Below are 14,347 nucleotides of genomic sequence, written 5' to 3' on the forward strand. Positions count from 1 at the left end.
ATTTGAACACGAACAAGCCCACCACATGGTGGGCTTTTTTATGTTTGGCCGCTTCGAACATTCAAATACAAAAAAACCGCTGATATTCAGCGGTTTTTATTATTCTTTCAGTAAGAGAACTTACTTCTTCTTAACTGCTTTTTTGTTTGGCAGGTCAGTGATTGAACCTTCAAATACTTCAGCAGCTAGACCTACAGACTCGTGTAGAGTTGGGTGAGCGTGAATAGTCAGAGCGATATCTTCTGCATCACAGCCCATCTCGATCGCCAGACCGATTTCGCCTAGTAGTTCACCACCGTTAGTACCAACGATAGCACCACCAATTACGCGATGAGTTTCTTTGTCGAAGATTAGCTTAGTCATACCATCTGAACAGTCAGATGCGATTGCACGACCTGATGCAGCCCATGGGAATGTCGCCACTTCGTACTTGATGCCTTCTGCTTTCGCTTCTTTCTCTGTCTTACCAACCCAAGCCACTTCTGGCTCAGTGTACGCGATTGAAGGGATAACTTTAGGGTCAAAGTAGTGCTTCTTACCAGAGATAACTTCAGCCGCTACGTGGCCTTCATGCACACCTTTGTGAGCAAGCATTGGCTGACCAACGATATCACCGATCGCGAAGATGTGAGGAACGTTAGTACGCATTTGCTTATCAACATTGATAAAGCCGCGCTCGTCGATTTCTAGACCCGCTTTTTCACCGTCGATAAGTTTGCCGTTTGGTACACGACCGATAGCAACTAGAACCGCATCGTAGCGCTCTGCTTCAGCAGGTGCTTTTTTGCCTTCCATTGAAACGTAGATACCGTCTTCTTTCGCTTCAACTGCTGTTACTTTCGTTTCTAGCATTAGCTTGAACTTGTCTTTGATACGCTTGGTGTAAACCTTAACGATATCTTTGTCTGCTGCAGGGATTACCTGGTCAAACATCTCAACGACTTCAACTTTAGAACCTAGAGAGTGGTAAACCGTACCCATTTCTAGACCGATGATACCACCGCCCATGATAAGCAGTTTTTCTGGCACTTCTTTCAGTTCAAGAGCGTCAGTAGAGTCCCAAATACGTGGGTCTTCATGCGGGATAAATGGCAGTTTGATTGGACGAGAACCAGCCGCAACGATTGCGTTGTCAAAGTTAACCACTGTTGACTCGCCTTCACCTTCTACAAGGATAGAGTTAGGGCCAGTGAACTTACCGTAACCGTTTACCACTGTTACGTTACGCATCTTAGCCATGCCGCTTAGGCCGCCAGTTAGTTGGTTAACAACTTTTTCTTTCCAGATACGGATCTTGTTGATGTCTGTTTGCGGTTCGCCGAACACAACGCCGTGATCAGCCATCGCTTTCGCTTCTTCAATTACTTTAGAAACGTGTAGAAGTGCTTTAGATGGGATACAACCCACGTTCAGACACACACCACCTAGAGTGCTGTAACGTTCAACAAGTACAGTTTCAAGACCTAAGTCTGCACAACGGAAGGCAGCGGAGTAACCAGCAGGACCAGAACCAAGTACAACAACTTGGGCTTTAATTTCTTTGCTCATTTTGACCTCTTGTAGTCATTATCCCTAACAGGCTGAGTGGGTATCGATTTTTTCTGTTTAAGAGTTATTCGTTTTAAACAATTATTTTCAGACCGCCAACAGTTTACAGAGATGTTAATGGTGTGAAAAGTAAATCAATTTAGCCTGTGAGCTAGACAACAATTCGATTGTGAAAACCCTGTAGAGAATAAGGGAGATAACCAAATTGTCCGGTAATTATTATTAGCAGAGGCGGCTAAATTGCCGCCTCTCATTCATCTAATTTCTATTAAAGAACTAGACGACGAATGTCAGATAGACATGAATTTAGGTAAGTGATGAAGCGCGCACCTTCAGCACCATCGATCACACGGTGGTCGTATGATAGAGACAGTGGAAGTTGTAGACGCGGTTCGAACTCTTTACCGTTCCATACAGGTTTCATTTCTGACTTAGACACACCTAGGATACCAACTTCTGGCGCGTTTACGATTGGAGTAAACGCCGTACCGCCGATACCGCCTAGGCTAGAGATAGTGAAACAGCCACCTTGCATGTCAGCAGCAGTTAGCTTGCCTGCACGTGCTTTCTTAGAAACAGCCATTAGCTCTTCAGATAGCTCGTAGATGCCTTTCTTGTTCACGTCTTTAAATACAGGAACAACTAGACCGTTTGGCGTATCTACTGCGATACCGATGTTCACGTATTTCTTCAGAATTAGGCTCTCACCGTCTTCTGATAGAGAAGAGTTGAACGCTGGGAACGCTTCAAGTGCTTTAGCAGCCGCTTTCATGATGAACACTAGTGGAGTGATCTTCATGCCAGTGTCTTTCTTCGCTTCAATCGCGTTTTGCTCTTTACGGAATGCTTCAAGAGCCGTGATGTCTGCGTTATCCCACTGTGTAACGTGCGGGATCATTACCCAGTTACGGTGTAGGTTAGCACCAGAGATCTTCTTAATGCGAGATAGCGGTTGTACTTCTGTCTCACCGAACTTGCTGAAGTCCACTTTTGGCCATGGTAGTAGACCAAGAGCTGCACCGTCGCCTTTGCCAGATGCTGCTGCACCAGACTCAAGACGCTTAAGCGCTTCTTTCACGTAGTTCTGAACGTCTTCTTTCAGGATACGGCTCTTACGACCAGAACCTTTAACCTTAGAAAGGTTTACGCCAAACTCACGAGCTAGACGACGAACAACTGGAGACGCGTGAGCGTACTCATCGTTCTCTTTGAAATCGCCAGTCGCTGCTGGAGCTGCTGCCGCTGGAGCTTCTGCTTTAGGAGTTGCCGCTGCAGGTGCTGCTGCTTGAGCTGGAGCCGCTACCGGAGCAGGTGCTGCGCCCGCCACTTCGAATACCATGATTAGTGAGCCAGTAGACACTTTGTCGCCAGCTGCAATCTTGATTTCTTTAACTGTACCAGCAAATGGTGCAGGAACTTCCATAGAAGCTTTGTCGCCTTCTACAGTGATCAGAGATTGCTCTTCTTCCACTGTGTCACCAACAGCAACCATGATTTCAGTTACTTCAACTTCGTCGCCGCCGATATCTGGAACGTTAACTTCTTTTGCCGCAGACGCTGCTGGAGCTGCTGCCGCTGGAGCTTCAACTGCCGCAGGAGCTGCTGGAGCACCTGAACCTGCAGCTTCGAATACCATGATTAGAGAGCCAGTCGATACTTTATCGCCTGCTGCTACTTTGATCTCTTTAAGCGTACCTGCGAATGGTGCAGGAACTTCCATAGAAGCTTTGTCGCCTTCTACAGTGATAAGAGATTGCTCTTCTTCGATGCTGTCGCCGATTGCTACCATGATTTCAGTAACTTCAACTTCGTCACCACCGATGTCTGGTACGTGAACTTCTTTCAGTTCTGCCGCTGCTGCTGGAGCTGGAGCCGCTGCTGGAGCCGCTTCTGCCGCAGGAGCAGGTGCAGCGTCAGCTGCACCCTCGGCTTCGAAAATCATGATTAGAGAACCAGTAGAAACCTTGTCGCCTTCTGCAACTTTGATTTCTTTAACGATACCCGCTTGAGAAGCAGGAACTTCCATAGAAGCTTTATCGCCTTCAACAGTGATCAGAGACTGTTCTTCTTCAACCTTGTCGCCAACGCTTACAAGAATCTCAGTAACTTCAACCTCATCCGCACCGATGTCTGGTACATTAATTTCGATTGCCATTTCTTATCTACCTTCTTAATTAAGCGTATAGCGGGTTAGTTTTCTCAGTGTCGATGTCGAATTTCTTAATTGCTTCAGCAATTACAGATTTCTCAACTTCGCCACGTTTCGCTAGTTCAGTTAGTGCTGCTACTACTACGTAACCTGCGTTCACTTCGAAGTGACGACGTAGGTTTTCACGGCTGTCTGAACGACCGAAGCCGTCAGTACCAAGAACTTTGAAAGACTCAGCAGGAATGAATGCACGAACCTGCTCTGCGTAGTTCTTCATGTAGTCAGTTGCTGCGATAGCTGGCTCAGTACCCATTACTGTTTGGATGTAAGGTACTTTCGCTTCCGCTTCTGGGTGAAGCATGTTGAAACGCTCTGCATCTTGACCATCGCGAGTTAGTTCATTGAATGACGTTACAGAGTAAACATCAGAAGCAACGCCGTACTCTTCGCTTAGGATTTGAGCTGCTTTACGTACTTCATTCATGATAGTACCTGAGCTCATTAGCTGAACTTTCGCTTTATCGCCCGTGTAAGTTTCTAGCTTGTAGATACCTTTACGGATGCCTTCTTCAGCGCCTTCTGGCATTGCTGGCATTGCGTAGTTTTCGTTCATTAGCGTTAGGTAGTAGAACACGTTCTCTTGATCAGGACCGTACATGCGACGGATACCGTCTTGCATGATTACTGCTACTTCGTACGCGAATGTTGGGTCGTAAGAGATACAGTTAGGAACCGTACCCGCCATGATGTGCGAGTGACCGTCTTCGTGCTGTAGACCTTCGCCGTTCAGCGTTGTACGACCAGCGGTTGCACCTAGTAGGAAACCACGTGCTTGTTGGTCGCCCGCCATCCACGCCATGTCGCCAACACGTTGGAAGCCGAACATTGAGTAGTAGATGTAGAACGGGATCATTGGTAGGTCGTTTGTCGAGTATGAAGTCGCAGCAGCAACCCATGAAGACATAGCACCTAGCTCGTTGATACCTTCTTGTAGAACCTGACCTGACGTTGCTTCTTTGTAGTAAGAAACGATGTCGCGGTCTTGTGGTGTGTAGTTCTGGCCGTGCGGGTTGTAAATACCGATTTGACGGAACAGACCTTCCATACCGAATGTACGCGCTTCATCAGCAATGATAGGAACGATGTTCTTACCAATGTTTTTGTTCTTAAGTAGAACGTTAAGTGCACGTACGAATGCCATAGTAGAAGAGATATCACGCTTCTGTTCTTCTAGTAGTGGCTTGAATTCTTCTAGCTCAGGAACAATGAGTTCTTGAGTAAAGTTTGGTAGACGCTGTGGCGTGTAGCCGTGTAGCGCTTTACGACGAGCGTGTAGGTATTCGTACTCTTTTGAACCTTCTTCAAGTTTCAGGTACGGAAGTTCTTTCACAGCTTCGTCAGTTAGGATGTCTTGTAGACCTAGACGATCACGTAGGTGTAGTACGTGAGTCATATCCATCTTCTTAACTTGGTGCGCGATGTTCTTACCTTCAGCCGCTTCACCCATGCCGTAACCTTTAACAGTCTTAGCTAGGATTACTGTTGGACGACCTTTAGTTTCTGCCGCGTTTTTGTATGCCGCGTATAGCTTAGAAGACTCGTGACCACCACGCTTAAGCGCGAAGATTTCGTCGTCAGTCATGTCAGCAACAAGTGCAGCAGTTTCTGGGTACTTACCGAAGAAGTGCTCACGTACGTATGCGCCATCTTTCGCTTTGAACGTTTGGTAATCGCCATCGATTGTTTCGTTCATAAGCTGTAGAAGCTTACCAGTGGTGTCTTTAGCTAGTAGAGAATCCCAGTTGTTACCCCAGATTACTTTCACTACGTTCCAGCCAGCGCCTTTGAACAGACCTTCAAGTTCTTGAATGATCTTACCGTTACCCATTACAGGGCCGTCTAGACGCTGTAGGTTACAGTTGATTAGGAAACATAGGTTGTCTAGCTTCTCACGCGCAGCGAAAGAGATAGCACCACGTGATTCTGGCTCATCCATCTCACCGTCGCCTAGGAACGCGTAAACGCGCTGCTCAGAAGTATCTTTCATGCCGCGGCCTTCAAGGTACTTAAGGAAACGAGCTTGGTAGATCGCAGAGATCGGACCTAGACCCATAGATACGGTTGGGAACTGCCAGAATTCAGGCATTAGTTTAGGGTGCGGGTATGATGGGATACCTTTACCATCCACTTCTTGACGGAAGTTGTCTAGCTGCTCTTCAGTTAGACGACCTTCAACGAACGCACGAGCGTAGATACCCGGAGAGATGTGACCTTGGTAGTAAACTAGGTCACCACCATCCTTCTCGTTTGGCGCACGGAAGAAGTGGTTGAAACATGTTTCGTAGAATGCAGCAGAAGACTGGAAAGACGCCATGTGGCCGCCTAGTTCTAGGTCTTTCTTAGATGCGCGAAGAACGATCATGATTGCGTTCCAGCGAATGATGGAACGAATACGGCGCTCAAGCGTTGTGTCACCAGGGTAAGCTGGCTCTTGGTCTGCAGGAATCGTGTTGATGTAGTTAGTTGTGATACCTGTTGGCATATCAACACCGTCTAGACGTGCTTTGTCTAGAACCTGCTCTAGTAGGTACTGAGCGCGTTCTACACCTTCTTCACGTACAACTGACTCAAGTGCTTGTAGCCATTCTTGAGTTTCCAGTGCATCTACGTCATGCTTCATATCAGACATGGCGATCTATCCTTCTGTTGGTTGGATCTACTTATTTAAGTAACACTCTTACGAGTTGTTACCCTGCTGAATTCGACGCAGAGAACGCTCTCGTCGAGACTCTTCTCGAGTCAAATCCAACAATGTTTCTTCGATGTAAGCCAAGTGCGAATGAGACATCTCACGAGCCTTTTCAGGCTGACCAGAAACAATCGCATCCACAATGTTAGCTCGGTGTTTACTCACTTTCTCGACCGCCTCAGGGCGGCGACGTAGTAATTTAAAATTCTGTAGAATGTTTTGCTCAAGTAGAGGAGCTAAGCTACGCACAATGTGCAGTAACACGACATTATGAGCCGCTTCTGTTATCGCAATTAAAAACTGCATAACTTCCGCTGATTCCGCTTCGATATCGTTGTTTGCTTGCTCTTTACTAATGCGCTCAAGGCAGCCTTGAATGCGTGCAAAATCTTCTTCGGTACCACGCAAAGCTGCAAAATACGCCGAAATCCCTTCCATTGCATGACGTGACTCAAGCAAATCAAGTTGGGTTTCAGAGTGGCTAGACAACAAATTCAGCAAAGGATCGGAAAAGCTTTTCCAGATGTTTTCGCTAACGAAAGTACCGCCACCTTGGCGACGAGTTAACAAACGTTTCGCTTCTAAGCGTTGGATGGCTTCACGGACTGAAGGACGAGACACATCGAACTGTTTCGCCAGTTCACGCTCTGGTGGCAATTGTTGCCCCGGAGACAATGTTCCTTCCACAATCAACCTTTCTAACTCTTGTTCAATAACATCAGAGAGCTTTGGCTGACGAATCCTTTGATAAGCCATAATTTATTGTTCTTCTACTCTTGCAGGTAATTGGTAATACCAATTTTAAGTTGGTGCAGAAATTAACATAATTAAAACGCAACTGTCCAGCCAAAAATTGACCTAAATCATAGAACGGACTTACAACCAACACTCTGATAACAATTGACTATTAAAACGGCAAAAAAATTGGTCTGACCAATTACATTAACAAAACAAATGGGAATTAGACGTGCTAGCGGTTTTGGAAAAGAAATACAAAAAATGACAAAATGATCAGTCTATTTATTCACCAAAACGAACTCATTAGTCGTAAAAATGTAGTTAATTTTTAACAACCATTAATATTTCTCGTATCAAAAAAAGGCATACCTGATCGTATGCCTTATTTATTTCCGTTTTTTGAATTTACAGTTTTGCTACAAATCAACGTTGAATCAGCTGCCTATATTTAACCCAATCAAAGCTTAGACCAGGATCGCTTTTTCTCAAGGGAGCAATGTATTGATGACCGGTAATTCGCGGCAAGGTAATTTGAGGATATTGGTGCATGATGGCTTGAGTTAATCGAGCAAGTGATTGATATTGCTCTTCTGTATACGCCACAAATTCTGTTCCCTCTAACTCAATGCCAATAGAGTAATCATTGCAACGGTCTCTCCCGGCAAAGCTTGATTGCCCCGCATGCCATGCTCTATCAAGAAATGAAACGAACTGAACAATCTCACCGTCGCGCTTAATTAAACAATGCGCTGAAACACCCATTTTGTGAATTACCTCAAAAAATGGGTGCGCGTTAGGATCAAGATTGCCGCTGAAAAAATCTTCAATATACGGCCCACCAAACTGACTAGGTGGCAAACTGATGTTATGAACAACTAATAGAGAGATATCGTGTTCGCTGTTGCGTGCATCAAAAAATGGTGATGGAACATGCTTTGCGTGAGTCAACCATCCATTATCGATAATTGGGGACATATCAACCTCTATAGTTTGCAAATTAACTGCTGAAATTATTGACACCGGAGAGTATCATTCGATGCCATCTCCCTTTCAAGACTAGATTTGCGATGAAGAACACACACAACAGCCAAGAACGCCTAGAATACCTCAAGCAACAACTTCCTTTAGAAATCACCCGCTCTGTCGCCGATACCTTAAAAGAAGATCTAGGTGGCACGTTGGATGCGTCACAAGATATCACCGCATCTCTTATTCCTGCTGATGCAATGAATACCGCAACCATCATCACTCGTGAACACGGTGTGTTTTGTGGTCAAGCTTGGGCAGATGAAGTATTTAAACAGCTTGGCGGCAAAGTCACTATCGAATGGCATGTAAAAGATGGTGATAAAGTCAAGCCAAACCAAACACTTTGCACGCTAACAGGCCCAGCTCGTGACCTATTAACGGGTGAGCGCAACGCAATGAATTTTATTCAAACCCTTTCTGGTTGCGCAACAACAACCGCTGAGTATGCAGCAAAAATCGCGCATACCGATTGTCGTTTGTTAGACACTCGCAAAACCATTCCAGGTCTTCGAAGTGCGCTGAAGTACGCCGTTGCTTGTGGTGGCGGTTTTAACCATCGTATCGGAGTGTTCGACGCTTACCTCATCAAAGAAAACCACATCATCGCTTGTGGCGGAATTACTCAAGCAATCACCACAGCAAAAGAACTCAATCCTGGCAAACCAGTAGAAGTAGAAACAGAAAGCCTGGCTGAGCTACAAGAAGCGATCGACGCAGGTGCCGACATCATCATGCTAGATAACTTCACCAAAGAAATGATGCGTGAAGCCGTAGAGATTAACGCAGGCCGTGCCGCTTTAGAAAACTCAGGCAACATCACTCTAGATACTATCGCTGAATACGCAGAAACCGGAGTCGATTACATTTCGGTAGGCGCACTAACTAAGCATCTAAAAGCGATGGATCTTTCGATGCGCTTCAAATAACACAAGCAACAAAATTCAAATTACTTCAACTAACTCAGTGAGTTGTGAGTAATTCATCATTAAAAAGGGCCACTAGGCCCTTTCTTTTTATCCACTAAAAAAATAGCACTACTCGCAAAACTCTGCATACGATATGCAACTTTCCACCAAAGAGTTTTACCTCACTCGAGACCCCATCTCTTCCCCATTTTCAACCTTTATGAAGTCTCCATAATCCTTCGCTAATGCAAGGGCATTATTTATTTCATTAAGAAGGAAAGAAAATGAAACACAGTAAACAGAAAAAACAGCAAGGTTTTACGCTAATTGAATTGATGATTGTGGTGGCGGTAATTGGTGTTTTGGCGGCGATTGCAATGCCACAATACCAAAAGTATGTAGCTAAAAGTGAAGTTGCATCTGTTTTAGCAACATTGACAGGGGCTAAAACTAATGTAGAAGCTTACACTGTAGAGAACGGTTTATTTCCAGATGGCTCAGCTTCTGATGCAACACCAACGGCCCTAGGGGTTCCATCAATGCATTTAGGAACTGTAGCTTTTACAGACCAAAGTGCTGATGGTGGCAAAATTTCTTTTACATTTGCAACAACAGCTAGTGCGGGTGTTAGTGCTTTAGTTTCAGGGAAAAAACTGACTCTTACGCGAACGGCAACATCTGGAGGATGGGATTGCTCATCATCTGATTTGGGTAGCGAATTGCTTCCTAAAACTTGTAAATAATGATCACCAACCTCTCTACGGTTCTTCGTCAAAAAGGATTACTGACGTTTTCCCAAGAAGAATCGTTAATAGAGCAAGTTAAAGCTTCTGGCATCTCGATGCCGGAAGCTTTACTCAGTTCTGGATTCTTCACATCAAGCGAACTGGCCGAGCACTTAAGTTCTATTTTTGGCCTAAGTCAGCCCGAGTTATCTCAATATGAATATGCTTCGCTTTGCCAACAGCTCGGCCTACGTGAATTAATCACACGACATAATGCACTCCCACTCCACCGTACTCCTTCAACTTTATTATTAGCGGTTGCCGACCCCACGAATCAACAAGCTGAAGATGATTTCCGCTTTGCCACTGGTTTACAGGTTGAGTTGGTGTTGGCGGATTTTCGCGAACTCAGTACAGCAATTCGACGCTTGTACGGGCGTGCCATCGGTCAGGAACGCTCCCAACTCAAAGAGATCAACCAAGAAGAGCTAGCGAGTCTGGTGGATGTCGGTGCAGATGAAATCGACAATATCGAAGACTTGAGCCAAGACGAGTCGCCCGTTAGCCGCTACATCAACCAAATTCTGTTGGACGCGGTGCGTAAAGGCGCATCCGATATCCACTTTGAACCTTATGAAAAGATGTACCGAGTTCGTCTACGTTGCGATGGCATTTTGATCGAAACTCAGCAACCGCCAAATCACTTGAGTCGTCGCTTATCAGCTCGTATAAAAATTCTCTCTAAACTTGATATTGCCGAGCGACGTTTACCACAAGATGGGCGAATTAAACTCAAACTGAATCAAGACACCGCGATTGATATGCGGGTATCCACTCTACCTACCTTGTTTGGAGAGAAGATCGTACTACGACTGCTCGATAGCAGCTCCGCATCACTGGATATCGACAAGCTTGGTTATAGTGAGCAACAAAAACAGCTGTATTTAGAGGCTCTGCGTCGTCCACAAGGTATGATTCTGATGACAGGCCCAACAGGAAGCGGCAAGACTGTTTCATTGTACACTGGGTTAAATATTCTCAATAAACCAGAGATCAATATATCCACAGCAGAGGATCCTGTGGAAATTAACTTATCGGGCATTAACCAAGTTCAAGTCCAACCTAAGATTGGTTTTGGCTTTGCAGAAGCTCTACGTTCTTTTCTACGTCAAGATCCCGATGTGGTCATGGTGGGTGAGATTCGAGACCTAGATACTGCGGAAATCGCGATTAAGGCGTCCCAAACCGGTCACTTAGTGCTCTCTACTTTGCATACCAACTCTGCAGCTGAAACCATCATTCGCTTATCAAACATGGGCGTAGAAAGTTTTAACCTCGCCTCTTCTCTTAGTTTGATTATTGCCCAACGCCTAGCTCGCAAACTTTGTCCATATTGTAAACAACCGCAAGAGCATACCGTTCAACTTCAGCACCTAGGCATTCAAACAACTGACAAAATTTTTAGAGCCAATCCAGATGGTTGCAACGAATGCACCCATGGTTATTCTGGCCGAACGGGTATCTATGAAGTCATGCGCTTTGATGAATCTTTATCCGAAGCTCTTATTAAAGGAGCCTCGGTACATGAACTGGAAAAGCTTGCTATTGCGAACGGCATGAGCACCTTGCAAATGTCCGGAATAGAAAAACTCAAGCAAGGCATCACAAGCTTTAGTGAGTTACAACGCGTACTCTATTTCTAATCCTTTAATCAGCAGTTACCCCCTATGAAAACTACGACACCACAATTAAAGAACTTCCGTTGGAAAGGCGTTAACAGCTCAGGGAAAAAGACCTCTGGTCAAACTCTGGCAATGAGCGAAATCGAAGTACGAGAGCGCTTAGATGCCCAGCACATCAAAATCAAAAAGCTAAAGAAAAGCAGCATCTCTTTTTTGACCAAACTTAGCCATCGCGTAAAAGGAAAAGACATCACGGTTTTCACTCGTCAAATCTCAACGATGCTAGTAACTGGTGTGCCACTAGTACAAGCATTGAAATTGGTCTCTGATAACCACAAAAAGGCGGAAATGAAATCCATTTTGATGAGTGTAACTCGGGCTGTTGAAGCGGGTACGCCGATGTCCAAAGCGATGCGTACCGCCAGTAACCATTTTGACCCGCTGTATACCGACCTGATTGCGACAGGAGAACAATCGGGCAACTTAGCCGAAGTGTTCGAACGCTTAGCCACCTACAGGGAAAAAAATGAGCAGCTTAGAGCCAAAGTGATCAAGGCTCTAATATATCCAGCCATGGTTATTCTAGTTGCACTGGGAGTATCGTTTATCATGCTAACCAAGGTCATTCCCGAGTTTGAAAAAATGTTTGTGGGCTTTGGTGCTGAATTGCCGTGGTTTACAAGGCAAGTCTTAGAGCTTTCCGCTTGGACACAAAACTGGAGCCCATTTATCGCTCTTGGTTCCATCAGTTTATTGATCTCCGCGAGAGTACTCTCTAAGCGTTCAGATTCTTTTCGTTTAATGCTCAACCGATCTGTACTTAAGTTTCCAGTCCTTGGGGCGGTTTTATCGAAAGCCGCTATCGCAAAATTTAGTCGAACACTCGCTACGAGCTTTACGGCGGGCATTCCGATTCTAACCAGTTTAAAAACCACCTCGAAAACGTCCGGAAATATGCATTATCAATTGGCTATCGAAGAGGTTTATCGCGATACCGCTGCAGGAATGCCGATGTATGTTGCAATGCGCAATTGCAACGTGTTCCCTGAGTTGGTGCTGCAAATGGTTATGATCGGCGAAGAATCCGGCCGACTTGACGATATGCTCAATAAAGTCGCCACAATTTACGAGTTTGAAGTGGACAACACCGTCGATAACCTCAGTAAAATCTTAGAACCATTAATTATCGTTTTTTTAGGTATCGTTGTCGGTGGCCTGGTCACAGCAATGTACTTGCCAATCTTTAACTTAATGAGTGTATTGGGCTAGAATGAACCGTTAATCCCTTCAAAACAGCATGTTGCTGATTTGACTTATCGCTCAAGAGATAAATATGGAAGTGTTCCAGTACTACCCTTGGCTATTCGTGGTGTTTGCCAGTATCTTCGGTTTAATTGTGGGTAGTTTTCTTAATGTAGTCATTTATCGGCTACCTAAAATCATGGAATTAGAATGGCGCCGTGAATGCGCCGAATCATTCCCTGAATATAAGATTAAGCCACCTCAAGAAGTTTTGACATTAAGCGTGCCTCGCTCTTCGTGCCAAAACTGCGCGACGCCAATTCGTATTCGAGACAATATTCCTGTAATCAGCTGGCTACTGTTAAAAGGAAAATGCCATCATTGTCATACCGCAATTAGTCCTCGATATCCGCTGATAGAATTACTCACTGCAGCGTGCGCTGGTTTTGTGGCTTATCATTTCGGCTTTAGCTACTTTACGGTTGCGTTAATCTTTTTCACATTTGTCTTAATAGCCGCGACTTTTATCGATCTCGATACTATGCTGCTACCGGACCAATTAACATTACCATTAACTTGGGCTGGCATTGCGTTAGCATTAACAGAAATAAGCCCTGTTAGTCTACAAGACGCCGTAATTGGTGCGATTGCCGGTTATTTGTGTCTTTGGTCAGTATATTGGGGTTTCAAACTGCTTACTGGTAAAGAAGGCATGGGTTACGGTGATTTTAAATTGCTGGCTGCCCTTGGCGCTTGGCTAGGATGGCAATCATTACCAATGATCATCCTACTTTCTTCCGTCGTCGGTGTGATATTCGGGCTCGTTCAGTTACGACTACAAAAACAAGGTATAGAGAGAGCTTTCCCTTTCGGCCCATATTTAGCGATTGCAGGATGGGCAAGCTTAATCTGGGGCGATCAAATTCTAAGTTGGTACTTCACGTCAATTTTAGGAGTGTAAATGGCTTTGGTAATAGGCTTAACGGGTGGTATCGCCAGCGGTAAAACCACCGTAGCGAATCTGTTCAAGCAGCAGTTTAAAATTGATATTGTCGATGCAGATATTGTCGCACGAGAAGTCGTCGAACCTGGAACTCCCGGGTTAAATGCAATCATTCAACATTTTGGTCAAGACATTACGCATGACGACAACACCTTAGATCGTGCCAAGTTACGCGAAAAAATCTTTTCTAATCCAGAAGAAAAAGCTTGGCTCAATGCATTGTTACATCCGATCATTCGAGAAAAAATGATAGAAGACCTTCAACAGGTCACGTCGGATTATGCGTTATTGGTCGTGCCATTGCTCGTTGAAAACAACCTCGATAGTTTGTGCGATCGTGTCCTCGTTGTAGATGTAGAACCTGAAACTCAAATTTCTCGCACCGTTAAACGCGACAACGTAAGCGAAGAGCAAGCACATGCGATTCTCGCCTCTCAAGCTTCGAGACAGCAGAGACTCGATATCGCTGACGATGTGGTTAAAAACAATCCAAATGACCCAGATCTTTTGCTTCAAATCACAGATTTGCACGAAAAGTACCTAGCCATGTGTAAGAAAAATCTGCGAAAATAGGAAT

At 45.0% G+C, this 14,347-nt stretch carries 11 protein-coding genes; 6 read left to right on the forward strand and 5 right to left on the reverse strand.

All coding sequences use genetic code 11. The annotated features are described in order from the left end of the window. Window positions 1–120: 120 nt before the first annotated feature. From lpdA to ampD, 5 genes are all read right to left on the reverse strand, one after another. Window positions 121–1,548: a dihydrolipoyl dehydrogenase gene (lpdA, locus tag NL646_RS14375; protein ID WP_005479684.1), complete on the reverse strand. Its 1,428-nt coding sequence runs from the start codon at window positions 1,546–1,548 to the stop codon at window positions 121–123. A gap of 268 nt (window positions 1,549–1,816) precedes the next feature. After that, window positions 1,817–3,703 carry a pyruvate dehydrogenase complex dihydrolipoyllysine-residue acetyltransferase gene (gene aceF / locus NL646_RS14380; protein WP_253664357.1) on the reverse strand — a complete coding sequence of 629 codons (1,887 nt, stop codon included), beginning with the start codon at window positions 3,701–3,703 and terminating at the stop codon, window positions 1,817–1,819. A gap of 19 nt (window positions 3,704–3,722) precedes the next feature. Continuing rightward, window positions 3,723–6,386 (reverse strand): pyruvate dehydrogenase (acetyl-transferring), homodimeric type, encoded by a 2,664-nt coding sequence (gene aceE, locus NL646_RS14385; protein ID WP_005462566.1) that lies wholly within the window; start codon window positions 6,384–6,386, stop codon window positions 3,723–3,725. 48 nt (window positions 6,387–6,434) lie between these two features. Then, window positions 6,435–7,202: a pyruvate dehydrogenase complex transcriptional repressor PdhR gene (pdhR, locus tag NL646_RS14390; protein ID WP_005462576.1), complete on the reverse strand. Its 768-nt coding sequence runs from the start codon at window positions 7,200–7,202 to the stop codon at window positions 6,435–6,437. A 405-nt stretch (window positions 7,203–7,607) separates the two neighbouring features. Further along, complete coding sequence (ampD, locus tag NL646_RS14395) at window positions 7,608–8,159, reverse strand: 1,6-anhydro-N-acetylmuramyl-L-alanine amidase AmpD (protein WP_253664375.1); 552 nt, start codon at window positions 8,157–8,159, stop codon at window positions 7,608–7,610. A 92-nt stretch (window positions 8,160–8,251) separates the two neighbouring features. Here ampD and nadC point away from each other — a divergent pair, with 92 nt between their 5' ends. The 6 genes from nadC to coaE all read left to right on the forward strand — a co-directional run bounded on the left by nadC (window position 8,252) and on the right by coaE (window position 14,343). Further along, window positions 8,252–9,139, forward strand: coding sequence for a carboxylating nicotinate-nucleotide diphosphorylase (nadC, locus tag NL646_RS14400; RefSeq protein ID WP_021450015.1), 888 nt, complete (start codon window positions 8,252–8,254; stop codon window positions 9,137–9,139). A 263-nt stretch (window positions 9,140–9,402) separates the two neighbouring features. Next, entirely contained in the window at window positions 9,403–9,861 is a 459-nt protein-coding gene (locus tag NL646_RS14405) for a pilin (protein ID WP_025536236.1), read from the forward strand. Further along, window positions 9,861–11,546 (forward strand): type IV-A pilus assembly ATPase PilB, encoded by a 1,686-nt coding sequence (pilB, locus tag NL646_RS14410; RefSeq protein WP_253664358.1) that lies wholly within the window; start codon window positions 9,861–9,863, stop codon window positions 11,544–11,546. The genes NL646_RS14405 and pilB overlap by 1 nt, the downstream gene beginning before the upstream one ends. A 24-nt stretch (window positions 11,547–11,570) precedes the next feature. Further along, window positions 11,571–12,794: a type II secretion system F family protein gene (locus tag NL646_RS14415; RefSeq protein WP_083119974.1), complete on the forward strand. Its 1,224-nt coding sequence runs from the start codon at window positions 11,571–11,573 to the stop codon at window positions 12,792–12,794. A 64-nt stretch (window positions 12,795–12,858) separates the two neighbouring features. Next, window positions 12,859–13,728 (forward strand): A24 family peptidase, encoded by an 870-nt coding sequence (locus tag NL646_RS14420; RefSeq protein ID WP_005493974.1) that lies wholly within the window; start codon window positions 12,859–12,861, stop codon window positions 13,726–13,728. Further along, window positions 13,729–14,343: a dephospho-CoA kinase gene (gene coaE / locus NL646_RS14425; protein WP_005480887.1), complete on the forward strand. Its 615-nt coding sequence runs from the start codon at window positions 13,729–13,731 to the stop codon at window positions 14,341–14,343. The last annotated feature ends 4 nt before the right edge of the window (window positions 14,344–14,347 follow it).

Origin of the sequence: Vibrio sp. Y20_XG_PY13, assembly GCF_024181925.1 — a bacterium.
Lineage (GTDB): Bacteria > Pseudomonadota > Gammaproteobacteria > Enterobacterales > Vibrionaceae > Vibrio > Vibrio parahaemolyticus.

Excerpts from the sequence above, each read along its gene's own strand:
- lpdA (WP_005479684.1), bottom strand. The coding sequence starts at position 1,548 with ATGAGCAAAGAAATTAAAGCCCAAGTTGTTGTACTTGGTTCTGGTCCT.
- aceF (WP_253664357.1), bottom strand. The coding sequence starts at position 3,703 with ATGGCAATCGAAATTAATGTACCAGACATCGGTGCGGATGAGGTTGAA.
- aceE (WP_005462566.1), bottom strand. The coding sequence starts at position 6,386 with ATGTCTGATATGAAGCATGACGTAGATGCACTGGAAACTCAAGAATGG.
- pdhR (WP_005462576.1), bottom strand. The coding sequence starts at position 7,202 with ATGGCTTATCAAAGGATTCGTCAGCCAAAGCTCTCTGATGTTATTGAA.
- ampD (WP_253664375.1), bottom strand. The coding sequence starts at position 8,159 with ATGTCCCCAATTATCGATAATGGATGGTTGACTCACGCAAAGCATGTT.
- nadC (WP_021450015.1), top strand. The coding sequence starts at position 8,252 with ATGAAGAACACACACAACAGCCAAGAACGCCTAGAATACCTCAAGCAA.
- NL646_RS14405 (WP_025536236.1), top strand. The coding sequence starts at position 9,403 with ATGAAACACAGTAAACAGAAAAAACAGCAAGGTTTTACGCTAATTGAA.
- pilB (WP_253664358.1), top strand. The coding sequence starts at position 9,861 with ATGATCACCAACCTCTCTACGGTTCTTCGTCAAAAAGGATTACTGACG.
- NL646_RS14415 (WP_083119974.1), top strand. The coding sequence starts at position 11,571 with ATGAAAACTACGACACCACAATTAAAGAACTTCCGTTGGAAAGGCGTT.
- NL646_RS14420 (WP_005493974.1), top strand. The coding sequence starts at position 12,859 with ATGGAAGTGTTCCAGTACTACCCTTGGCTATTCGTGGTGTTTGCCAGT.
- coaE (WP_005480887.1), top strand. The coding sequence starts at position 13,729 with ATGGCTTTGGTAATAGGCTTAACGGGTGGTATCGCCAGCGGTAAAACC.